The sequence below is a fragment of the Acinetobacter sp. C15 genome (assembly GCF_013420645.1).
In the GTDB taxonomy this organism is placed as follows: Bacteria; Pseudomonadota; Gammaproteobacteria; order Pseudomonadales; family Moraxellaceae; genus Acinetobacter; species Acinetobacter indicus.
Genome location: NZ_VOXR01000002.1, coordinates 82682 through 103478, shown reverse-complemented (window position 1 = coordinate 103478; position 20797 = coordinate 82682). Strand labels below are relative to the sequence as shown.

The 20797-nt window shown below is 47.4% G+C and carries 24 protein-coding genes, 4 tRNA genes and 1 other RNA gene; 10 read left to right on the top strand and 19 right to left on the bottom strand.

Annotation, left to right across the window (positions count from 1 at the left end):
• Positions 1 to 43 precede the first annotated feature (43 nt).
• Complete coding sequence (locus FTT63_RS01450) at positions 44 to 568, top strand: YecA family protein (RefSeq protein ID WP_005176137.1); 525 nt, start codon at positions 44 to 46, stop codon at positions 566 to 568.
• Positions 569 to 628: 60 nt separating this feature from the next.
• Here the strand turns inward: FTT63_RS01450 and FTT63_RS01445 are convergent, their stop codons facing one another.
• The 5 genes from FTT63_RS01445 to FTT63_RS01425 all read right to left on the bottom strand — a co-directional run bounded on the left by FTT63_RS01445 (position 629) and on the right by FTT63_RS01425 (position 4052).
• On the bottom strand, positions 629 to 1189 hold the full coding sequence (locus FTT63_RS01445; RefSeq protein ID WP_168396337.1) for a glycine zipper domain-containing protein: 561 nt from the start codon (positions 1187 to 1189) through the stop codon (positions 629 to 631).
• A gap of 282 nt (positions 1190 to 1471) precedes the next feature.
• Positions 1472 to 1879, bottom strand: a complete 408-nt coding sequence (locus FTT63_RS01440; RefSeq protein WP_168396336.1) for an ABZJ_00895 family protein — start codon at positions 1877 to 1879, stop codon at positions 1472 to 1474.
• 39 nt (positions 1880 to 1918) lie between these two features.
• Positions 1919 to 2533, bottom strand: coding sequence for a DedA family protein (locus FTT63_RS01435; RefSeq protein WP_180191907.1), 615 nt, complete (start codon positions 2531 to 2533; stop codon positions 1919 to 1921).
• A gap of 74 nt (positions 2534 to 2607) precedes the next feature.
• Positions 2608 to 2910 (bottom strand): hypothetical protein, encoded by a 303-nt coding sequence (locus FTT63_RS01430; protein WP_016659901.1) that lies wholly within the window; start codon positions 2908 to 2910, stop codon positions 2608 to 2610.
• Between the two features lie 209 nt (positions 2911 to 3119).
• On the bottom strand, positions 3120 to 4052 hold the full coding sequence (locus FTT63_RS01425; RefSeq protein WP_005176153.1) for a rhodanese-related sulfurtransferase: 933 nt from the start codon (positions 4050 to 4052) through the stop codon (positions 3120 to 3122).
• A 199-nt stretch (positions 4053 to 4251) separates the two neighbouring features.
• On the opposite strand from FTT63_RS01425, the gene FTT63_RS01420 reads away from it, so the two are divergent.
• Both FTT63_RS01420 and FTT63_RS01415 read left to right on the top strand, forming a co-directional pair.
• A complete protein-coding gene (locus FTT63_RS01420) occupies positions 4252 to 4743 on the top strand; it encodes a DUF1289 domain-containing protein (RefSeq protein ID WP_075174416.1) in 492 nt (163 codons plus the stop codon).
• A 49-nt stretch (positions 4744 to 4792) separates the two neighbouring features.
• On the top strand, positions 4793 to 5410 hold the full coding sequence (locus FTT63_RS01415; RefSeq protein WP_180191917.1) for a LysE family translocator: 618 nt from the start codon (positions 4793 to 4795) through the stop codon (positions 5408 to 5410).
• 76 nt (positions 5411 to 5486) lie between these two features.
• On the opposite strand, the gene panD is transcribed toward FTT63_RS01415, so the two are convergent.
• The 11 genes from panD to FTT63_RS01360 all read right to left on the bottom strand — a co-directional run bounded on the left by panD (position 5487) and on the right by FTT63_RS01360 (position 11565).
• The gene (gene panD / locus FTT63_RS01410; protein ID WP_005176160.1) at positions 5487 to 5867 is read right to left on the bottom strand and encodes an aspartate 1-decarboxylase; all 381 of its coding nucleotides are present in this window, start codon (positions 5865 to 5867) and stop codon (positions 5487 to 5489) included.
• A 134-nt stretch (positions 5868 to 6001) separates the two neighbouring features.
• Complete coding sequence (gene pth / locus FTT63_RS01405; RefSeq protein WP_016659905.1) at positions 6002 to 6586, bottom strand: aminoacyl-tRNA hydrolase; 585 nt, start codon at positions 6584 to 6586, stop codon at positions 6002 to 6004.
• A gap of 19 nt (positions 6587 to 6605) precedes the next feature.
• Entirely contained in the window at positions 6606 to 6902 is a 297-nt protein-coding gene (rplY, locus tag FTT63_RS01400) for a 50S ribosomal protein L25 (protein WP_005176167.1), read from the bottom strand.
• A gap of 99 nt (positions 6903 to 7001) precedes the next feature.
• On the bottom strand, positions 7002 to 7955 hold the full coding sequence (locus tag FTT63_RS01395; protein ID WP_005176171.1) for a ribose-phosphate pyrophosphokinase: 954 nt from the start codon (positions 7953 to 7955) through the stop codon (positions 7002 to 7004).
• A 36-nt stretch (positions 7956 to 7991) separates the two neighbouring features.
• Positions 7992 to 8066 (bottom strand) — tRNA-Gln (locus FTT63_RS01390).
• Between the two features lie 91 nt (positions 8067 to 8157).
• Positions 8158 to 8232: transfer RNA gene (locus tag FTT63_RS01385), tRNA-Gln, on the bottom strand.
• Positions 8233 to 8251: 19 nt separating this feature from the next.
• Positions 8252 to 8326, bottom strand: a tRNA-Gln gene (locus FTT63_RS01380).
• A 26-nt stretch (positions 8327 to 8352) separates the two neighbouring features.
• Positions 8353 to 8427: transfer RNA gene (locus FTT63_RS01375), tRNA-Gln, on the bottom strand.
• Entirely contained in the window at positions 8426 to 9256 is an 831-nt protein-coding gene (ispE, locus tag FTT63_RS01370) for a 4-(cytidine 5'-diphospho)-2-C-methyl-D-erythritol kinase (RefSeq protein WP_005176175.1), read from the bottom strand. Before ispE ends, FTT63_RS01375 begins: the two co-directional genes overlap by 2 nt.
• A 12-nt stretch (positions 9257 to 9268) precedes the next feature.
• Positions 9269 to 9847 (bottom strand): lipoprotein insertase outer membrane protein LolB, encoded by a 579-nt coding sequence (gene lolB, locus FTT63_RS01365; protein ID WP_168396334.1) that lies wholly within the window; start codon positions 9845 to 9847, stop codon positions 9269 to 9271.
• 5 nt (positions 9848 to 9852) lie between these two features.
• Positions 9853 to 11565, bottom strand: a complete 1713-nt coding sequence (locus FTT63_RS01360) for a tetratricopeptide repeat protein (RefSeq protein WP_168396333.1) — start codon at positions 11563 to 11565, stop codon at positions 9853 to 9855.
• 78 nt (positions 11566 to 11643) lie between these two features.
• Here FTT63_RS01360 and hemA point away from each other — a divergent pair, with 78 nt between their 5' ends.
• Positions 11644 to 12927: a glutamyl-tRNA reductase gene (hemA, locus tag FTT63_RS01355; protein ID WP_168396332.1), complete on the top strand. Its 1284-nt coding sequence runs from the start codon at positions 11644 to 11646 to the stop codon at positions 12925 to 12927.
• 36 nt (positions 12928 to 12963) lie between these two features.
• Here hemA and FTT63_RS01350 read toward each other — a convergent pair whose 3' ends face one another.
• Both FTT63_RS01350 and FTT63_RS01345 read right to left on the bottom strand, forming a co-directional pair.
• Positions 12964 to 14862 carry a DNA primase gene (locus FTT63_RS01350; protein ID WP_168408324.1) on the bottom strand — a complete coding sequence of 633 codons (1899 nt, stop codon included), beginning with the start codon at positions 14860 to 14862 and terminating at the stop codon, positions 12964 to 12966.
• Between the two features lie 460 nt (positions 14863 to 15322).
• Positions 15323 to 16306, bottom strand: a complete 984-nt coding sequence (locus FTT63_RS01345) for an outer membrane protein assembly factor BamD (protein ID WP_005176190.1) — start codon at positions 16304 to 16306, stop codon at positions 15323 to 15325.
• A 71-nt stretch (positions 16307 to 16377) separates the two neighbouring features.
• On the opposite strand from FTT63_RS01345, the gene rluD reads away from it, so the two are divergent.
• From rluD to FTT63_RS01330, 3 genes are all read left to right on the top strand, one after another.
• Positions 16378 to 17430 (top strand): 23S rRNA pseudouridine(1911/1915/1917) synthase RluD, encoded by a 1053-nt coding sequence (gene rluD, locus FTT63_RS01340; RefSeq protein WP_104470400.1) that lies wholly within the window; start codon positions 16378 to 16380, stop codon positions 17428 to 17430.
• A 64-nt stretch (positions 17431 to 17494) separates the two neighbouring features.
• Positions 17495 to 18244: a peptidoglycan editing factor PgeF gene (gene pgeF, locus FTT63_RS01335; RefSeq protein WP_005176194.1), complete on the top strand. Its 750-nt coding sequence runs from the start codon at positions 17495 to 17497 to the stop codon at positions 18242 to 18244.
• A gap of 33 nt (positions 18245 to 18277) precedes the next feature.
• A complete protein-coding gene (locus tag FTT63_RS01330) occupies positions 18278 to 18841 on the top strand; it encodes a flavodoxin family protein (protein WP_104500249.1) in 564 nt (187 codons plus the stop codon).
• Between the two features lie 80 nt (positions 18842 to 18921).
• Here the strand turns inward: FTT63_RS01330 and smpB are convergent, their stop codons facing one another.
• A complete protein-coding gene (smpB, locus tag FTT63_RS01325; protein ID WP_005176206.1) occupies positions 18922 to 19398 on the bottom strand; it encodes an SsrA-binding protein SmpB in 477 nt (158 codons plus the stop codon).
• A gap of 181 nt (positions 19399 to 19579) precedes the next feature.
• Here smpB and coaD point away from each other — a divergent pair, with 181 nt between their 5' ends.
• The 3 genes from coaD (at position 19580) to rnpB (ending at position 20742) form a co-directional block, all read left to right on the top strand.
• Entirely contained in the window at positions 19580 to 20071 is a 492-nt protein-coding gene (coaD, locus tag FTT63_RS01320; RefSeq protein ID WP_005176208.1) for a pantetheine-phosphate adenylyltransferase, read from the top strand.
• A 1-nt stretch (position 20072) separates the two neighbouring features.
• Positions 20073 to 20336 (top strand): YfhL family 4Fe-4S dicluster ferredoxin, encoded by a 264-nt coding sequence (locus tag FTT63_RS01315; RefSeq protein ID WP_034597403.1) that lies wholly within the window; start codon positions 20073 to 20075, stop codon positions 20334 to 20336.
• 27 nt (positions 20337 to 20363) lie between these two features.
• Positions 20364 to 20742, top strand: an RNA gene (rnpB, locus tag FTT63_RS01310) — RNase P RNA component class A.
• Positions 20743 to 20797 lie beyond the last annotated feature (55 nt).

Genomic DNA, 20797 nt, shown 5'->3' with positions numbered 1-20797 from the left:
AAATGCTATGCTATACCTTGTATAGACGATTTTTGGATTTAAGATGAGTGCTTTAGATTTAGACCTGTTGAGTGAATATCTAGATGGTGACCAGAACGAATACGGTCTAGATTTTGCTGCCACTCATGGTTTTTTGTGTGCCATTGCAGTCGGCCCGCAATTTGACCAATGGCTGGATGAACTGTTTGAAGGCAACCAGAAAAAAGTGCCGGCAGAAATCGTAGCGCAGGTGAAAACCTGGCTCGAATCCATTCGTCAAAACCTGGCCAATGAAGAAGGCATTGAATTTCCATTCGAAATTGAAGAAGCAGATGTAGAATCAAGCTTGGGCGACTGGAGTGTGGGCTTTGTGGATGCCATGTTCCTGAATGAAGAAGCCTGGTTCACGCCAGAATTTGAAGAACAGCTGGTAGATCTGACTTTACCAATCATGGTGTTTAGCGGCATTGATGAAGAAGACCCGCAAATGGAAAGCTTCCGTCGTAATGGTCAGTTAATGGATGAGCTGGCGGAAGAAATTCCGGACAACCTTAATGAACTGTATTTGATGTATCACACTCCAAACTGATGCAAACCGAATAAATAAAAAAACACCTCCTCGGAGGTGTTTTTTTATAGCCGGATTACATTAGCGGGTCATACGGTTCCAGGCATCACGCACCGCATGTTTGGCATCTTCCCAGGCCAAACGGGTATCGCCCTTGGTGGACTCCCATTCGCTGCGTAAATCGGGTTCTACATCTTCAAAGCGTGTACCCGGTTCATAGCGTGAGCGCTGGGCATAACCGACCCGGTAGGCGGCCTGATAATCGCGCTCATAGCTTAAGTCCGGATGCGTATGTTGCAGGCTGGTATAGTAAGGCTGGCTCTGGCTGTGTTCATGCCAGTAAATATCTTCATCACCTTCGGTCGGGTTTTCGGCTTCTGCAGCGGTTTTACCAACCAGACCGCCCACCACGGCACCAATGGTACCTCCGACCACTGCGCCAATCGGGCCGGTGGTGGCCCCGACTGCGGCACCTGTGGCTGCACCACCGACCGCACCGACACTGGTACCCACCGGATGGGTGCCGGTTTCACCTGTTTTCGGGTTGGCATTCAGCTGTTGCTGCTGCTGTTTCGGTAGCTGTTTGACCTGTTCGCGTTTTTGTTCCTGCTGGCGCTGGGTTTCTATTTCTGGATTCGTCATGTCTGTATCCTCTTGGGGCTGATGATGATCTAAGTAAAATGAATCAAAAAATTAAGATCAAGCGGATCTCTTGAGTTTTAACTTAGATCAGACAGCACCTAGCGCGGGCAGGAGAATTGCACCTTTCACGTTAAGATAAATAACTTATGTCGGTTTCTGGTGACGAAAAGCAGGGCTTACTTACATACAGTTAAATTTTCCGTGCAGATGCGCTGTCCGGAAGCCACCCATCTGCACAACAGAATTTCTAAAGCATATTTGATTAGTGTTTGAAATTGCTAACTACTGTTTGGCGCAATAAGCGGCATACCAGACGTAGGTGGCATAAAATACCGCACCATGGATGGCGACCATACATAGCATCAACACTGCCATGAGGGCCAGTCCCATTTTCTCAGCCGATTGAATAATCTGCTCTGCATAGGGGTTCATCAGCACCATAAAAAAGATAAACAGGCTGCCAATGATGATGGCCACGGCACTGCTGCCCCAAATCAGCTGAATTCTTTCATCTGAGGTCGGCAGGCGTTTTTCACGTTTTACAAAATGTTTGGCATTGATCAGCGCGACCACCACCAGTGTTGGAAAAAGGGTTAATACCCCAAGATTTAAACCATAAACCAGAACCATGGTCAGCAGGACCAGCGCAATGCTGTAGACTGCAGCCAAATGCAGCAAATAGTGTTTCATTGAATCCCCAAGTTTGGCCTGTAGCTCGGCCAATGCACATCACGAAGCGCGTTTACGCATATACCTACGGTATAGAATCCAGCCGATAATCGCAATCACAATTGCAATAATGACATAGCCGACCTGGCTAAAAATTTTCTGCATCAGCGCCTGATTTTCGCCAAAATAAAACCCGACCGCAGCCAGAAAAGTGGTCCAGATGATGGTGCCGAGGCTGCTGTAGAACATGAATTTCCAGAAGGGCATCCGGCTCATGCCGGCGGGAATACTAATTAAAGAGCGTACCGCCGGAATCATGCGTCCGGCAAAGACAATGCGATGCCCATACTGCTCGAACCAGTCCAGTGATTTTTTGACATCGGCCGATTTTAGGAACAGGTATTTTCCGTAGCGGTCGACAAAGCGGAAAATCGCATCATGTTCGAATTTATAGCCGACCCAGTACAGCAAGGCCGCGGCCAGTAGCGTACCGAAACAGCCGGCAACCACGACACCAACAAACAGTAATTCACCTTGTGAGGCCGAATAACCAGCAGAAGGCATAATAATTTCGGAAGGAATAGGGGGGAATACGTTGTCCAGAAACATAAGCAGGGCAATACCGAAGTAGCCCAGCTGTTCCATAATGGAAATAATCCATTCGGTCAGGTTCATAAAGTCAAGAAGGCCTAAAAATTAGACCTTCATGCTAAAGAGGATTGGTTTTTCAGTAAAGAGCTGAAACGTAACTAAAAATCTTCCTCAGTGGTATGCGACAGGGTATGCACATAGACTTTTCGAAGCCCATACGCCACCAGCAGCGGCAAGACAGCGACAATCAGATAACCACTCCAGATATTGGAAAGGTGATAGGCAATAAACATTGCCAGAATCGCGCCGAGCACGGTGCCAAACCCCACAATAAACAAGTGTGAACGCTGTTCAAGCTGCTGTTTCAGGTGGTGCAATTGCAGATCTTGCTGCTGATGCGCTCGTTGTAGTAAGGCAGTACGGAATTGGTGTTTATAGCGTGTTGTTATCGTTCTTTGCATAAGTCAATCCTTGTCCATGGGTGAGAATCTGTACGTCAAAATAAAACTGCATTGTTTTTGTTGTGATTTGGAGTTTAGCCTAAGCATGACTGGCTTCTGTTAGTACCAGAGGGTGCTTTGGTATTGAATTGATTCTGGTATGTAAATAGACGTAAAAAAAGCCCTATAAATAGGGCTTTTTGTAAAATTATTTGTACTGGTTTACATTATTACAGACGTTTGCGTTTTGCCGCTGCAATCTGAGATTGACGCATACGGAAGCCGGCTTTCTGTTTTTCTGTGGTTTTATCAATACAGTATTTACAAGATACGCCGTGTTCATAGCTTGGTTCTGCCACTTCTTCTGGCAGTAAAGGCCAACCACAGGCATGACACTTGGTATTTTGACCTTCTTCCACACCATGCGTAACCGCAGTACGACCATCAAATACGAAACATTCACCTTCCCACAGGCTTTCTTCTGCCGGGGTTTCTTCGAGGTATTTCAAAATACCGCCTTTCAGATGATAAACTTCCTGGAAGCCCTCTTGCAGCAATAACGAAGTGGATTTTTCACAGCGAATCCCACCGGTACAGAACATGGCAATTTTCTTGTCTTTGTGCTGTTCCAGTTCTTTTTTCACATAGTCTGGAAATTCACGGAAGGTTTCAGTTTGTGGATCAATCGCGCCTTTAAAAGTCCCGGCCTTGTATTCATAGTCATTGCGGGTATCAATTAAAATTACGTCATCACGTGCAATCAGTTCGTTCCATTCTTTCGGGTCCAGATAATGGCCGACCAGATCACGTGGTTTGACCTCTACACCCAAAGTCACAATTTCTTTTTTCAGCTTGATTTTCATTTTACGGAAAGGCTTGTCGGCGCTGTGCGACTCTTTATATTCCATCGCGCTAAAGCCTTCGTTTAAAAGAAACTGATGTACCTGATCAATGGCTTCGCGGTCGCCCGCCACCGTACCATTAATCCCTTCACCCGCCACAATGAGAGTACCGCACAGGTTGATGCTATTTACCAAGTCTAAAAGACGTTGTTGTAGATCCGCAGGATCTTGAACTTCTTTGAATTGATAAAGTGCGGCAACAACCCAACCAGAGGTCGCTTGCTGTTCTACAGGTGCAAGCTGTTCTACAGTAGCGTTCATGGAGTACTCCAATGTGATATAAAAAATTTGAGGGGCATATTTTAGCGTGAAAGTGCCCAGATAGCGAGAAATCCAGAACAGAAATATGGTTTTAAATCTGCGATAGAGTCGGCTATGATGCCTATCCTCGCCTATGATTTTACCAAAAGTAATACGGCCGCATTCAGGCCGGCATTACTGCGCTTTTCTGGAGTATATTTTGAGTACGGATCGTCGAATCGCCTCATTGACCCCGTGTGCAGGCCGCTGCTCTACGGTATTTGGTGATTCAGTGTGTCGTGGTTGTCGTCGTTTTAATCATGAAGTGATACGCTGGAATGGCTATACCCCCGAACAGCAAACGGCTGTCTGGCAGCGTCTGGATGCCCAGCTGGACCAGATTCTGGTGCCGATGTTGCCATTTGCCCGCTTGCCGCAGGTAGAGCATTTTGTCCTGTCAAAGCGGGTGCGTTTACGTCCCGATGCCAGCGCAGGCCGCAAGTTATATCATGCGCTCAAATTATGTGAAAAAAACAAGCATCTGGCCGATGACAGTGGTCTTGGTATTCAGGCCGCGCAGGTTAAACCACTGTGGCAGGAATTTGAGCGTCGGGTACTGGCACTGGCGACTGCGAGTTATGACCTGGCATTTTTACGTGCCGATGGCATTAGCCAGCATTTATTAAAAGTCAGTCTGGAAGAGGATGACTAGTTTTTCATCCTAAGGTTTAAGCAAGAGTAGCGCAGGAGTACCACAGATGATCAATATGGCTGAATATCTGTTGTACTGTCTGGTGGTGGTGATCATGATTGCCATCCCAGGCCCGGTGATGATGCTGGTGATTGGTGCCGGACTCAAAGGTGGTTACCGGCGGGCGTTTCAGACCATTGTCGGGACTAATTTAGCTTCTTTGCTGTTAATTGCCTGCTCGGTGCTGATTTTAAAAGGCATCTTCAATATTCAGGCCTTCTGGCTGGATTTAATTAAGCTGCTAGGCTGTGTCTATATTGCCTATTTGGGGGTGGACATTCTCAAGGAAAGCCGGGCAGCGGCCGGACCGAAACAGGAGACGGCCAGCGCTGTAGGCGGATTTCGGCAGGGTTTTCTGGTCGGGATTTCCAATCCGAAAGATATTCTGTTTTTTAGTGCCTTTTTCCCGCAATTTATTCAGGTCACCGATCATTTTAATAACAGCTTAATCCTGCTGACCGCCAGCTGGATTGTACTGGATTTTCTGACTTTGTCTTTGTTGTATTTGGGTTTTTACCGTTTAACGCTGTCACGCGGTTATCGGCCGGTACTGGCGCTGTGTGGTGCTCTTTTAATTCTGATTGCGCTATATGGCCTGATTAGCACAGCAGGGCAGTATCTGTTTTAAATGATCTATGAATATTGACGTCATAAAAAAGCCCGCAATTCAATATACGGGCTTTTTCGTAGGATGATCTTAGGTCTTAAGCGACTTGTACCGGAATACAGTTGGCGGTGTGGCTCACGGTGTTGTCCGGGTTGGCATATACCAGGCGTGGTTTATGCGCATTGGCTTCTACTTCAGTGAAATCACCGAAAGTCGCAATAATGATGATATCGCCGACATCTGCCTGATGTGCTGCGCCACCATTGACTGAAATGATGCCTGAATTGTCTTCACCACGAATCGCATAAGTGGTAAAGCGTTTGCCATTGGTTACGTTCCAGACGTGAATTTCTTCGTATTCGCGAATGCCAGCTAAATCCATAAGTTTGCCATCAATTGCACATGAACCTTCATAATGAAGTTCCGCATGTGTCACGAAAGCACGGTGAATTTTGCATTTTAATAAACGAGATAGCATGGCTAGCGTCTCCTTAGTGGACCTAAGATCTTTATCTTATGGTTGAATCAATCACTGCGACCGAATCAGCCGACGAGCGCATTTTGCGCCCAATTTTGCCAGATGGCAAGCAGGATTGTTCAACAATTATTAGGTTATTCGTTGGGTTTATAGGCATTGATCTGGTTCATGGCTTGCTGAATCTCACCATTGACCAGTAATTTCATGCGAGACAGCGCGTGACTGAGAGCATCATCCATCAAGCCTTGTTCCTGGCTTGGGGCTTTGCTGAGCACATGACCGGAAACACGTTCTTTAGACCCCGGATGACCAATACCAATGCGTAAACGGTGGAAATTTGGACCGGTGTGCGGAACGATGTCACGTAAACCATTATGACCACCATGACCGCCGCCAGTTTTCAGGCGAATAATCCCCGGATTCATATCCAGTTCATCATGGGCAATCAGCATGGCTTCAGGTGCGATTTGATAGAATTTGGCGAAGGGCACAACACTTTGACCGGAACGGTTCATAAAGGTTGTTGGTAATAGCAGACGAACGTCCTGACCTTCAATATTACCGCGACCGCTGATGCCTTTGAATTTCGGATCAGCTTTTAAAGAGATGCCATATTGATCTGCAAGGCGTTCAACAAACCAGAAGCCTGCATTATGGCGGGTTTGGGCATACTCAGCACCTGGGTTGCCCAAACCAACAATCAGTGAAATATTTGACACTAATTTACACCATTAACACTTATGCGCGTTTGAAGTCAGCGTGCATTGGTGTGTTTTTAGCAGGGTGACGTTGTAACGCTTGGATTTTCACGTTTTCAACTTTGTCGCCTACTTTGATTTCTACAACTTCTTCAAAGAAAGCATTGCTTTCTAAAGCTTTTACAAGCTCACGAAGTTCTAAAGTTACTGCTACTGGCTCAGCGTCGCCACCATAAATGATAGCTGGAACTTGAGCAGCGTGACGAAGGCGGCGGCTCGCACCTTTCCCTTGGTTAGCTGCTTCACGCGCTTGAGCGTTTAATACGAAGTTTGCCATGATAGACATCCTATTTCAGGTTAAATAAACCAGACCTGCGACCGATCTGGTGATAGAAAGCCCTGCATAAAGCAGGGCTTTTGAAAATTTAGCGCACTATTATAGATAAGAATCGAACATTGCGCTAATAGATTCTTCGTTGTTAATACGACGAATTGTTTCAGCAACCATGCTTGCGACTGAAACCTGACGAATCTTGCCAAGGTTTTGAGCTTCTTCTGATAATGGAATGGTGTCAGTAACAACCAGTTCATCAATCACAGAATTCTTTAAGTTCTCAATCGCTTTACCAGACAGCACCGGGTGAGTAGCATAAGCAACCACTTTACGCGCACCAAAAGTTTTGAGTGCATCTGCTGCTTTACACAGGGTACCTGCGGTATCGACCATGTCATCCACGATGACGCAGTCACGATCTTTCACATCACCAATCAAATGCATCACTTGTGATTCATTGGCTTTTTGACGACGTTTATCAATGATCGCAAGGTCGATATCCCCCATTTGCTTGGCAACAGCACGGGCACGTACGACACCACCCACGTCAGGTGAAACCACCATCAGGTTGTCGTGTGACTGCTGGCGTAAGTCAGCAAGCAGCGCTGGCGTACCGTAAATGTTGTCTACAGGAATATCGAAGAAACCTTGAATCTGGTCAGCGTGCAGGTCAATCATCACCACGCGGTCAATACCGACAGTGGTCAACATATCTGCAACCACTTTTGCAGTAATTGGCACACGGCTTGAACGAGGACGACGATCTTGACGGGCATAACCGAAATAAGGAATCACGGCAGTGATACGGCCAGCACTTGCACGACGCAATGCATCTGCCATCACCAGGATTTCCATCAGGTTATCATTGGTTGGGGCACAAGTAGGCTGAACGATGAAAACGTCTTTACCACGTACATTCTCGGTAATTTCTACAGCAATTTCACCGTCAGAAAATTGACCGACTGAGGCAGCACCTAAAGGAATGTGAAGATGGCTTACGACTTTTTGGGCGAATTGTGGATGCGCAGTTCCACTAAAAACGACAAGATTGGGCATGAAGCACCCTTGGCGGTTGGAATGTATGGAAATAGATGGCAGGGGTAGCTGGATTCGAACCAACGAATGGCGGGATCAAAACCCGCTGCCTTACCACTTGGCGATACCCCTAATGCGGCAGAACTTTAATATTTTTGCTGGTCGATGTCAAGGTAAATTAACAGCAGAACAGCAAACCAATGCTCTGTCTTTTTCGAGAAAATGGCAGGGGTAGCTGGATTCGAACCAACGAATGGCGGGATCAAAACCCGCTGCCTTACCACTTGGCGATACCCCTAAATTTGATGACTGTAAGATGGCAGGGGTAGCTGGATTCGAACCAACGGATGGCGGGATCAAAACCCGCTGCCTTACCACTTGGCGATACCCCTAATACAGTACATCTACAGGTGAAAAATGGCAGGGGTAGCTGGATTCGAACCAACGGATGGCGGGATCAAAACCCGCTGCCTTACCACTTGGCGATACCCCTATTCAACTTTGAAATGAATTAATGGTGATTCGGCTAAACTGTGGACCAGGTAAGCTTTACATGGTGCCTGAGCCAGAATCTCATCAATCTTCATTTCTGAAGTCACTTCAATAAAAACACAGGCACCTGTACCTGTAAGCTTGGCAACTCCGAACTGATCCAGATATTGCATGGCTTCATCGACTTCAGGATATAAGGCTCTGGCCAGTGGCTCAAAGTTGTTTCCGAAATCAGATGGCTTCAACTGATAGGCGCAAAATTTAGATGGCTTCGTATCTCTTGTCAATGTTTTTTGTGAAAAAAGCAGTTGAGTGCTGATAAAACAGTCAGGTTTTAGCACTATGTACTGTTTTTGTTCTAAGTCTATGAATGTTAAGTGTTCACCAATACCTTCTGCCCAGGCATTGCGGCCATGGACAAAAATCGGCACATCGGCGCCCAGTTGCACCCCTAAATCGGCCAGCTGCTCAGAATTGAGTCCACATTGCCACAGTTGGTTCAGCACAATGAGGGTGGTGGCGGCATTGGATGAGCCACCACCAAGTCCGGCACCCATAGGAATCTGTTTGTCCAGCCGGATTTTTAAACCGGTCGGCGCTTGGGCAAAAGGTTTTAAGATCTGCGCCGCCCGATAAATCAGGTTCTGTTCCAGATCGACTGAATTTAAACCGTCGATCTGAATCTCGGCTGTATCCAATGGCTCAAATTCAAGCCAGTCGTAGAGATCGATCAGCTGGAAAATGCTTTGCAGTTCATGATAGCCATTTTCACGGCGGCCAGTAATATGCAAAAACAGGTTTAGTTTGGCAGGTGAGGGAACACGAATCATGACAGCACAAAATTAACGGTTTTGGATCACCATTGTAATACGGTTCTCCTGACCGGATTCAAATGTTTGCTTTAAAATTAAACGGTTTGGCAAACGCGCCTGTTCGTTATAGCTTAAATCAACGGTCCAGCCATCTTCTAGAAACTGGGTTGGACGACGCTGGCTATCGTAAGCGACTTTGGCCTGTGTAGTGGCCGGACGTGCCTGCACCCAGTCAATGATATGACTGATTGGCGCTTGCCAGCCGGTGGCCCGCTGCAGCAGTTCTTCGGCTGTTGCTGCCTGAATAGTGCCGGTTTTGGCGCTATTCAGTGTGACTTGTCCCGGCTGGCCGGAAATCTGTGTTTTACCGACGCCTAAAATGCCGCTTAGTTCAATATCAAACTGTTCCTGCTGTTGCAGCCAGTTAAAAAAGGCGCTGCCTGACTGCTGTGGTGTGCGTACCCCGATTTTTCCTTGCAGATGAAACTGATTTTCTGCCTCAACCATTGGGCTTGCGGGTGTTTGCGGTTGGGTGAACTGCTGACAACCACTCAGCACCAGGGTGCTGACCGTGACAAGACTAAGACTGAGTTTGGAAATAAGTTGCATGCGTATTAACTCTGAGGGCTGTGTTGCGGTAACAATAACGAATGAAGCTGTTCTAATTGCGGATCATTTGGATATTTTTGTTGGAGTTGTTGTAAAACTTGACTAAATTTTGTCAAATTGCCCTGCATATACAGCGCCTTGGCATAACGGACCCCAATTTTGACTGTTGCACTTAAGGCAAAAGCCTTTTCCAGCACCTGGGCAGAGGTGTCAAAATCATTTTGCAGATAGCTGATCAGGCCTAAAGTATCCAGAATTGAGGCCTGTTCCGGGGCGAATTCCAGTGCCTGTTCCACATACTGGCGTGCTTCATCCAGCCGGCGGTTTTGCAGCGCCAGGGTATAGGCATAGGCATTTAAATAAGTCGGACTGTTCGGCTCGACCTGTAACAGCTTTTTCAGTAAACGATCCAGTTTGTCTTTGTCCTGATAAGGGTCTAGCAGCAACACTTCTGAATACAGCAGTTCCGGATCATCGGGTAAATTGCGGATGGCTTCATCCAGCAGTCTTAAGGCGGCAGTCTTGTTGTTCATGCGCTTTAGAATTTCCGCCTGAGCCTGATATAAAAAACTGGCGTGCTGCGGATAATTGACCCGTTCCTGGGTCAAAAAGCGTAAGGCTTCATGCTGGCGGCTTTGCTGGCTATAAATATTGATCATGCTGCGCCGCGAAACGGTATACAGGCTGCCATCGACCAGACGGTAATAGGCTTTGGCGGTTTCAAAATGCTGTTTACGCTCGGCATTGACCGCCAGATAGTAATAGGCTTCATTTTGATACTGGTTGGAATAACGCAACTCGACCAGATATTTCTCGGCCTTTTCATACTGCTTCAAGTCAATACTGGTCAGACCAGCCAGAAACAGGGCTTCATCTTCCTTTGGCCATTTTTCCAGCATCGCTTCCAGTTTGGTCAGGGCCAATTCCGGCTGATTGGTTTTTAACAGATATTTGGCTTCAGCCAGACGTACTTCCAGATTGTTTTTATGTTTGCGGCTGGATTTGGCATACCATTCCTGGGCAGCTTTCGAGTCTTGCAGCGCACTTAGCAGGCTGGCTTTGAGCAGGATATAACCGGTCACTTTCGGACGTTTGCGTAGCACCCGGTTGACCGTTTCCAGCGCTTCTTCTAACTGGCCATTCTGGGCTTTTAAACCGGCAATCAGAATCAGAATTGAGGGATTATCTTTTTCTTTGCTGGTGCGTAGTGCCTGAATCAGAAACTCACGATCTTCTAGCGACTCCGGGGCAATACCGGCCAGAATCTGTTCTAAATCGGCAGTGGCATCAATGGCCAGAATCTTGTCCAGGGTTTCAGCGGCCAGGTCATATTCATGCGCTTTCAGGGCAATATGCGCCAGATAAAACAGGGCTGGAACATCTTCCGGTTCTTGAATCACCCAGTGGGTGGCAATGTCCAAAGCTGCATTTAAGTCATTGTGTTCCAGTGCAATATTCAGTGCGCGCTGTTTAATACTGGTTGAATTACTTTTAATTGCCAGTACAGTATAGTTATGTAAGGCGGTGGCCACGTCATTCGAGGCGAGGGCAAATTCCGCCACCATGCTTTGTTTTATGGCGTTCAGATTTGTAGGTGCATGGAAAAAATCTCCAGATGCTCTAATATGAGCACTAGAAGCCATGCTACCCACGAGTAAGAGTGTGGTAGAATATTGCTTAATTGTCGCGCCGCTAAGCCGGCTGGTTGTTTGACGCAATTTTTCTTGATCCAAGTAATGCTTTTTATGACACCGTTATTGCACAATAGCATAAATTTAGCGAAATGATGATCTGATATGTCTTTCTTTGCATTGGGTGTCAACCATCAAACCGCCTCTGTAGAATTGCGTGAGCAAATTGCTTTTAACCCTGAAAAGTTAACTCAATTACTCGCCGAACAAAGCCAGAGCCACCTGTTAAATGACATGGTGGTGGTTTCTACATGTAACCGAACTGAAGTGTACGCCATGTCTGACCATGCAGACACGGTGCTGGGCTGGCTCGCCCAGGTAAATGGTCTGGATGTCAAACAACTACAAAATCACGTTTATCGCTATGAAAATGCGCAGGCTGTCACTCACTTAATGCGCGTTGCCAGCGGCCTCGATTCCCTAATGCTCGGTGAACCGCAAATTCTGGGGCAGGTCAAATCGGCCTTATCTTTGGCCAAAGATGCCCACACCGTTTCGCAAGATTTAAACCATATTTTTGAATACGCCTTTTATGCGGCCAAACGGGTGCGTTCTGAAACGGCAGTCGGCAGTCATGCGGTGTCCATGGGCTATGCAGTAGCACAGTTGGCGCTACAGGTGTTTAGCCATCCGGACAAGCTGACCGTGCTGGTGGTGGCGGCAGGTGAAATGAACAGTCTGGTGGCCAAGCATCTGGCGGAAATGGGCGTGGCCAAGGTCATGATTTGCAACCGCACCCGTGCCCGTGCTGAAAATCTGGCCCAGGAAATTGCCCATCGGGTAGAAGTTGAAATTATTGAATTTGAACAGCTGGCAGAACATTTGCATCGCGCCGATGTGATCTCCAGCTGTACCGGCAGCCTGCATCAGGTGATTGGCTATAAAGAAGTCAAAGCCGCGCTGAAAAAGCGTCGTTACCAGCAGATGTTGCTGGTCGATCTGGCTGTTCCGCGTGATATCGACCCGAAAGTGGAATCGCTAGATGGTGTGTATCTATACGGCGTTGATGACCTGCAAAGCGTGATTGACGAGAATCTGGCACAGCGTCGTCAGGCCGCGGTAGAAGCCGAGGTGATGGTGAATCAGCTGGCGACCGAACTGGTAACCCAGCAAAAGGTCAAAAGTGCCGGCAGTACCATTCAGGCTTATCGTGAGCAGGGTGAAACGTTACGTCAGGAAGAACTGCAGCTGGCGATGGCACGAATTGCCAAAGGTGAAAATGCGGCACAGGTGTTACAGGAATTTTCTTACCGTTTGACTCAGAAATTGCTGCATCCCACCTCGATTGTGCTGCGTCAGGCGGCCAAAGCCGAAGATCCGGAATACTTTGAAATGCTGCAAAACGAACTGCAGCAGGTCAGTGTCAAACGGCGTAAATCTAAACGCTAAGCCATTGTGATGGTTTAGCATGGTGTTTAATGCCGCTTATTCTTCCAGTAAGGTCAGGGAACGTTTTTTATCAATCTGATAAATCTGATGTTTCAGATTACGCATTTCTTCAATACTGCTAAATTTCTTCGAGCGGATTTTCTGCTGCAAGAAATGGTATTGCAGTTTAATGGAAAAATCTTCGGCCAGCTTGTCAGCTTTTTCTGGTGAAGTGGTGTAATCCCCGACATTGGCCTGCTGTAAAATGCGCTGCAATTCGTAATGATAAGCCGCACAGGCGCCTAGCACATAGTATTTGGCCAGTTCCGGATCATCCGGTAATTCATCAAAAATTCCGTTAAAGATTTGCAGGATTTTGGCCAGTAACTGATCGGTCGGAATCAGTGCGCGTAACGGCTCAAAATGAATATATAAATACGGATGGTTGATTAGAATCGCCACCACATATTCTTCGGCATCAACCTTGGTGCTAAAGCTGAGTGAGGCATCATTATTGGTATGTGGCTGCCATTTGCGGTTAAAGCCGAGTTTTTCCCGGAAAAACTGTTGCAGCAGATAACGGTAAGAGCCCGTTTTCGGTAACAGTTCAGTCAGCTGTTTTAACTCGCCCATCACCTGACTTTTGCCTTCTGGCTTGCTGATGTCATGGTTTTGACTTAAATGCGCAAACACAAAATCAGACAGTAGCGGCGCCTGATCGAGCAGGCGGCGGAAATTTTCAATACCTTCACGGCGGATCAGTGAGTCTGGGTCATGATCATCCGGCAGCACAAAAAACTTCAGTTCACGGCCATCATTCAGCAGGGGCAGGGCAATTTCCAGCGTACGTCGCGCTGCTTTCTGACCGGCGGCATCACCATCAAAGGCAATGGTAATGCGCGAGTTCTGCTTAAACAGAATATTCAGATGTTCGGTATTACTGGCAGTCCCCAGCGTTGCCACGGCGCCATAAATGCCATATTGCTGCAGCGCAATGACATCCATATAGCCTTCCACCATCAGCCAGTCCTGGGCTTTCTGCTTGCGGCCTTCGTATAGGCCATACAGCAGCTGGTTTTTGTGGAAGACTTCCGAATCGGGCGAGTTGATATATTTCGGCTTGATCTCGTCATTGAGCGCACGGCCACCAAAACCGACCACACGCCCTTTGTGATCGCGGATCGGGAAAATCACCCGGTCACGTAGCAGGTCAAAATCACGGCCGGAATCGCTGGTACGAATTAGCCCCAGCAGTTTTAAACCTTCAATATCTTGTGGAAAGGCTTTTTCCAGATGCTGCCAGTCTTCCGGTGCATAGCCCAAACGCCAGAACTGGATGGTCTGTGCGCTTAAACCGCGCTGGCGAAAATATTGCTGTGCCGACTGGCTGTGCGGTAACTGCTGTTCATAAAACTGCGCCACATTTTCCAGCAGATCAAACAGGTTGCCTTCCTGTATCGGCTCCTGATCAAAATCCGGATATTGTTCAAAACCGGCAAAGGGATCATCTGCTGGCTGGAACTGCTCAAAAGGATCAAAATGTGCAGCAGGGACTTGATCAGTTTCGGTCGGTGTGGGTGTTGCTGGCGCGGGTGCAGTTTTGGCCGGTGGCGCCGGTTTTTTGGCCTCGCGTTTATAGACCAGTTTTTTGCTGTCCTGATTGTCTTTTGGCAGCTCGATACCGGTCTGACTGGCCAGATCTTTCATGACATCGACAAAGTTACGGCTGTCGATATCCATTAAAAAGCGAATTGCATTGCCGTTGGCCTGACAGCCAAAGCAGTGATAATACTGTTTGTCGCGATAAACGTGGAAAGACGGGGTTTTTTCCTGATGAAATGGACAACAGCCCGAATAGGTCCGCCCGGTTTTTTTCAGTTTCACGCGCTGACCAATCAGATCGACAATGTCGGTCCGATCCAGAATCTGATCAATCGTGTGTTGAGGAATAGCCATACTGTTTTTATCGGGTCGGTTAAGCGGTAGGTCGAACAGATCGACAGGGTATAGAGATTACAGTGTATTGTTTCCTTTCTATCCGGTTTTGCGTGTTCAGGCAAGTGGCCAAGATAAAAGGGCAAGTATAGTAACGTATGCTTTATATTTTGCAAAATTGAAAAACAGGTTAAAAGCTCTATCCTTACTCGCTATTTTTCAAAGCTGTACTTATGTTAGGACAATAAAAGGAAGAGACAAATTTTATTTTAAGTGTGTTGGGCCTCTATTTTCATTCGGCCTGTTAAGGGCTTTGTATGGAGAACTTCCTACTTTGGAAAGACCCAAAGTAGGCAAAAGTCTTTGTTCCCCATACACAACATCCTTGTTGTGATGGGGAACGTGTGGCATCCCTGCCACATCCGCGTATCCAATGGAATGTTTAAATCAAATTTAAGACAGTCATGGATGTTAATTATGTTTACTCGGCCGCTTCACTGTTTTCCTGTTTTTCAGGACGGTCCAGCAAACCAAAACTTAAACGGTTGGTCCAGCTACGTGGTTCTTCCTGCTGGTTGGCCAGTTTTTGCTGCTGTTCGGTGGTGGCCTGTGCTTCACGACCAAAAATACCCAAAGTCGCACGGTTTAGCCAGCTACCTTCATTCCGTGCAGCACGCAGGTTTACAGAGCCATCGGCTTTAACCAGATTTGGATAGTTCAGTTTTAACAGGTCAATATACTGTTGTGCAGTGGCACGGTCACCCAGTTGGGTATAACCATAGGCTGCGGTGGCAATTGCTTCCGGAATCTGTGGGGTTTGCGGATAATGTTCGATTACCCAGAGTGAACGTTCCACCGCGGCGACCCAGGCCTTACGTTTAATATTAAAACGTGCCGCATTCATTTCCGCTTCTGCCAGCTCTTGCCCGATAAACTGCATACGTTGTGCAGCATCCACAGCATAGGTGCTTGATGGATAACGGCGAATGAAATCGACAAAGTTCTGATAAGCCACTTTTAAATAGCTGACATCACGATGCGCCTGTTTTAACGAGGTATAACGGATTAAACCATCATAGTTCTGTTCCATATTGGCCACGCCGCGCACATAGTAGGCATAGTCAGCATTTGGATGCTGCGGGTTCATCCGGATAAAACGGTCGGCCAGTGCGACTGCACCTTCATAATCTTTTTGCTGGAATTTTGCATACAGCAGTTCAAGTTGTGCCTGCTGGGCATATTCACCGGTAGGATAATAGGTTTCTAATGCTTCAAGATGCTGGATAGCATCGGTATATTGCCCGCGTTCCAGTGCTCGTTCTGCTTTTTGAATATAAACTTGTTCGCTAGATTGCGGACCTGTATCGACCACTTCTTTTTTTGGATTACTGCTACAGCCCACGATTGCAGATGCAACGCCAAGTGAAAGAGCTAGCATGGTAATTTTATAACGTGGTAGCGACATAAAAATTCCTCTGTTATTACGGGCAATGAGCTACAATTGCGCTATTAAACCACTTTTGTCTGAATGATCAAATGTCTCAAGCACAATCTTCCAATTCCAACATCCCTGAAACTGACTTCAATTTACTTGATGATTCTGAGGATGCAGATAATCATACTTCAGACCCAACTGCAACACGTTTATCGTTGCAATTTCAACTGGATGAAAGCTATCTGGGGCAACGTATCGATCAGGTTGCAGCTCTCATCTGGAGTGATTTTTCACGTGAAAAACTGAAGCAGTGGCTAAAAGATGGCCATTTGTTGGTGAATGGTAACACTGTCAAACCAAAGTACAAGTGCGAAGGCAATGAACTGTTAAGTTTAAATGTTGAACTTGAAGCACAGACCAACAGTCAGCCTGAAAACATCCCTTTAGATATTGTCTATGAAGATGATGATATTTTAGTGATTAATAAACCGGTTGGTATGGTGGTGCATCCTGGTGCGGGCAATATTACCGGCACACTGGTCAATGCCTTGCTGTTCCATTATCCAAAATCGGCAGAATTGTCACGTGCCGGGCTGGTACATCGTATTGATAAAGACACCAGCGGTTTGCTGGTGGTGGCGAAAAATCTGGAAGCGCAGTTTGACCTGAGCAAGCAGCTGGCCAACAAGTCGGTGTACCGGATTTATGACGTGGTGGTATATGGCAATATCATTGCCGGCGGCACCATTGATGAACCGATCAAGCGCCATCCGGTCGACCGTGTCAAAATGACAGTGCTTCCGGGCGGCAAAGATGCCGTGACGCACTATAACGTGAAAGAGCGTTTCCAGCATTTCACCCGGGTTCAGGCGCGTCTGGAAACCGGCCGTACCCATCAGATCCGGGTTCATTTCAGCTATATTGGTCATGGTCTGATTGGCGATCCGGTGTATATGCCACGTGTGCGTGTGCCGGCTGGAGCCTCCGAGCTGCTCAATGAAACCTTGCGCGGTTTTAAACGTCAGGCACTGCACGCGGCTAAACTGGGGCTGGTGCATCCACGTACCAAACAGGACATGATGTTTGAAGCGCCGTGGCCGGAAGATTTCAGCCAGCTGGTGGATGTGTTGCGTAGCGAAAACGCTGCCTATTAAACCGTTCTGCGTCGTTGAGAAAGTATGATCTCAACGCCGCTTTTAAGTGAACACAGGAGCTGAGATGCAATTTATTCAGGGATTACCGGCACAGGTTTATGTGGCGCAAACGCGGATTCAGCATCAGCAGGCCTTGCCAGCGCAAGTACCGGAACTGGCCGGTTTTAACCTGGCCTTGCATGTGCAGGATGCAGCGGAACGGGTGCAGCAGCATCGTATGCTGTTACTGGAACAGCTGGCCGAATACGGTGTTAATACAATCAGCTGGATGAACCAGACCCACAGCACCTTGTGTCATGTGATAAATGATGAGCTGCATTTTAATGCACCGGAAGGCGATGGACTGGTCACGCAGCGCAAAGGCCATGCCTTAATGATGATGACCGCCGACTGCCTGCCCATTGTGCTGGGCAATCAGGATGGCACTGAAGTGGCCAATTTACATGCCGGCTGGAAAGGTCTGGCACAGGGTATTGTTGAAAATACCATTGCCGCCATGCAGCACCCACCGACCTGGGCCTGGTTAGGCGCGGCCATTAGCCAGCCGTGTTTTGAGGTAGGGGCCGAAGTAAAGCAGGTATTTTGTGAGAAATATCCCGCATTAAGCAGCGCCTTTCAGGCAGGGAAACAGGCCGGAAAATTCTATGCCGATTTATATGCGATTGCCCGCTATATCCTGACCGAGCAGGGGGTAACCACCATTTTAGGTGGTGATCAGTGTACCTATCGGCAGGCCGAGGAGTATTATTCTTATCGTCGTCAGGCCAAAACCGGACGCATGGCAACATTCGTTTTTATCGCTGATCAATGCTAAACTTGACTGAATTATTGGGTTTTTAAAGTTTCCATGTCTGTTACTGATCAAACATCTGTGTCGCAAGTAAAAGTCTGTGTTGTGTATCATAGTCCCTATGGCCATACCGCCAAGGTGGCACAGCATATTGTGCAGGGCGCCGAAAAAGCCGGAGCTGAAGTACATTTAATGGCAGTGAGCGAGGTCGATTGGGATGTGCTGGATCAGAGCGATATTCTGGTCATGGGCTGTCCAACCTATATGGGCAGTCTGACTTCGGCACTGAAACAGTTTATGGAACAATCTTCAAAACGCTGGCTAGCGCGAAGCTGGCAGGGCAAAATTGCTGCTGGCTTTACCAATGGCGGCGGTTTAAGCGGTGACAAGCTGGCGGTGTTACAGCAGATCAATTTATTTGCCATGCAGCATGGCATGTTATGGTCGGGCTTGCCGTTTATGCCAACAGGCCGTAGTCCGCATGATATTAACCGGATGTCGAGCTTTCTGGGCTTAATGACCCAGTCTGACAATGCCAGCGTTGACGTTACCCCGCCAGAAGGTGACCTGGAAACAGCGGTGAAGTTTGGCGCTTATCTGGTGGGCTTAAAACAGAAATAAGTTTGCTTTCCAATGATGCAATAAAAAATGCCTCCCATGTTGGAGGCATTTTTACATCAAGTACTTGTGTTCAAACGTGTTTATTTATGCATTAAACGGGCTTTATCACGCTGCCAGTCACGGTCTTTTTCAGTGGCACGTTTATCATGCAGCTGTTTCCCTTTCACCAGGGCAATTTCCAGTTTGGCCAGCGGACCTTTCCAGTAACAGACCAGCGGCACACAGGAATAACCTTTCTGGTTCACCGCACCGAGCAGTTTGGCAATTTCTTTGCGGTTCAGTAACAGCTTGCGGGTACGGGTCGCTTCAGGCACCACATGGGTCGAAGCCGACAGTAAAGGTTGAATTTGGGCGCCAAATAAGAAGGCTTCACCATTTTTAAAGGTGATATAGCTTTCGGTCAGGCTCATACGACCGGCACGCAAAGACTTGACTTCCCAGCCTTGCAGGGACAGTCCGGCTTCAAATTTTTCTTCAATAAAATAATCGTGGCGTGCACGTTTGTTCTGTGCAATCGTGCCACTGGTATTTTTTTTAACTACAGTTGCTTTCGCCATAATGAGTCACTTCCAACGTTAGGCCTATTGTGCCCCAAACACAGGCATGCTGACAATTCCAAAATCAGCGCTGAATGGCAGCACTATCGCAGGATTTTTGTGAAATTGGCCGAGTTTATTCACCAATAAATCAAGTTTTTGCTAAAATATGGCTCTACAAAACCAACTAGAGTAAAAATGGATGTCTAAAACTCGCGTGATTTATCCGGGGACCTTTGATCCAATCACCAATGGTCATATCGATTTAGTAACACGGGCGGCCAGAATGTTTGATGAAGTGGTGGTCGCAATTGCCATTGGTCATCATAAAAATCCGGTGTTTACTCTAGATGAGCGGGTAGAACTGGCCAAAACCTCACTCAGCCATTTACCCAATGTGGAATTTGTCGGCTTTGATGGCCTGCTGGTGAATTTCTTCCGCGAACAGCAGGCCACGGCGGTACTGCGTGGTTTACGTGCAGTGTCTGACTTTGAATACGAGTTTCAGCTGGCCAATATGAACCGTCAGCTGGATACCAATTTTGAAGCGGTATTTTTAACGCCGTCAGAGCAATATTCGTTTATTTCATCCACGCTGGTGCGTGAAATTGCGCGTTTAAAAGGAGATGTGACCAAGTTTGTACCGCAAACCGTGGTCGAAGCCTTTGAACGCAAACATCAACAAGGTTGGTAGCGTGTCTTTATATATTACCGATGAATGCATTAACTGCGATGTCTGTGAACCTGTGTGCCCGAATGAGGCTATTTTCATGGGCGAGCTGATTTATGAAATCAACCCGGCGCTGTGTACCGAATGTGTCGGGCATCATGATAAACCGCAGTGTCAGTTATTCTGTCCGGTGGACTGTATTCCGCATGATCCCCATCATGTCGAAACCCAGGAACAATTGCTGGAAAAGTATCAAAAACTGATTGATCAAAAAAGCACGAGCAATTAGTGCATTTATTTGTTAAGATGCGCCCTCGAAGTGAACCAGACGATCGCTGCTGTGGAGGTCTCCGTGACTAAAGCAGGGGAGGAAAGTCCGGGCTTCATAGGGCAGGGTGCCAGGTAACGCCTGGGCGGCGTGAGCCGACGGAAAGTGCAGCAGAGAGTAGACCGCCTTCATTCAGGTTTCTTTTTCGGAAGAAATCGAAGGTAAGGGTGAAAGGGTGCGGTAAGAGCGCACCGCATGACTGGTAACAGTTCATGGCATGGTAAACCCCACCAGAAGCAAGACCAAATAGGAATCCTGAGGTACGGCCCGTACTGGATTCGGGTAGGTCGCTTGAGCGTATGAGTGATTGTACGCCTAGAGGAATGATCGTTCTCGACAGAACCCGGCTTATCGGTTCACTTCACCAAATTTTGTACAATTAGCCTGTAGAAGGGCTTGACGTTATAAACATTACAGCAGAT

Coding starts and splice junctions, on each gene's coding strand:
- FTT63_RS01435 (WP_180191907.1), bottom strand. CDS start 2,533: ATGAACCTGACCGAATGGATTATTTCCATTATGGAACAGCTGGGCTAC.
- FTT63_RS01430 (WP_016659901.1), bottom strand. CDS start 2,910: ATGCAAAGAACGATAACAACACGCTATAAACACCAATTCCGTACTGCC.
- FTT63_RS01395 (WP_005176171.1), bottom strand. CDS start 7,955: ATGCCCAATCTTGTCGTTTTTAGTGGAACTGCGCATCCACAATTCGCC.
- pgeF (WP_005176194.1), top strand. CDS start 17,495: ATGCAATTTATTCAGGGATTACCGGCACAGGTTTATGTGGCGCAAACG.
- FTT63_RS01345 (WP_005176190.1), bottom strand. CDS start 16,306: ATGTCGCTACCACGTTATAAAATTACCATGCTAGCTCTTTCACTTGGC.
- coaD (WP_005176208.1), top strand. CDS start 19,580: ATGTCTAAAACTCGCGTGATTTATCCGGGGACCTTTGATCCAATCACC.
- FTT63_RS01330 (WP_104500249.1), top strand. CDS start 18,278: ATGTCTGTTACTGATCAAACATCTGTGTCGCAAGTAAAAGTCTGTGTT.
- FTT63_RS01440 (WP_168396336.1), bottom strand. CDS start 1,879: ATGAAACACTATTTGCTGCATTTGGCTGCAGTCTACAGCATTGCGCTG.
- FTT63_RS01425 (WP_005176153.1), bottom strand. CDS start 4,052: ATGAACGCTACTGTAGAACAGCTTGCACCTGTAGAACAGCAAGCGACC.
- FTT63_RS01350 (WP_168408324.1), bottom strand. CDS start 14,862: ATGGCTATTCCTCAACACACGATTGATCAGATTCTGGATCGGACCGAC.
- FTT63_RS01450 (WP_005176137.1), top strand. CDS start 44: ATGAGTGCTTTAGATTTAGACCTGTTGAGTGAATATCTAGATGGTGAC.
- smpB (WP_005176206.1), bottom strand. CDS start 19,398: ATGGCGAAAGCAACTGTAGTTAAAAAAAATACCAGTGGCACGATTGCA.
- rluD (WP_104470400.1), top strand. CDS start 16,378: ATGTCTCAAGCACAATCTTCCAATTCCAACATCCCTGAAACTGACTTC.
- ispE (WP_005176175.1), bottom strand. CDS start 9,256: ATGATTCGTGTTCCCTCACCTGCCAAACTAAACCTGTTTTTGCATATT.
- rplY (WP_005176167.1), bottom strand. CDS start 6,902: ATGGCAAACTTCGTATTAAACGCTCAAGCGCGTGAAGCAGCTAACCAA.
- panD (WP_005176160.1), bottom strand. CDS start 5,867: ATGCTATCTCGTTTATTAAAATGCAAAATTCACCGTGCTTTCGTGACA.
- lolB (WP_168396334.1), bottom strand. CDS start 9,847: ATGCAACTTATTTCCAAACTCAGTCTTAGTCTTGTCACGGTCAGCACC.
- hemA (WP_168396332.1), top strand. CDS start 11,644: ATGTCTTTCTTTGCATTGGGTGTCAACCATCAAACCGCCTCTGTAGAA.
- FTT63_RS01445 (WP_168396337.1), bottom strand. CDS start 1,189: ATGACGAATCCAGAAATAGAAACCCAGCGCCAGCAGGAACAAAAACGC.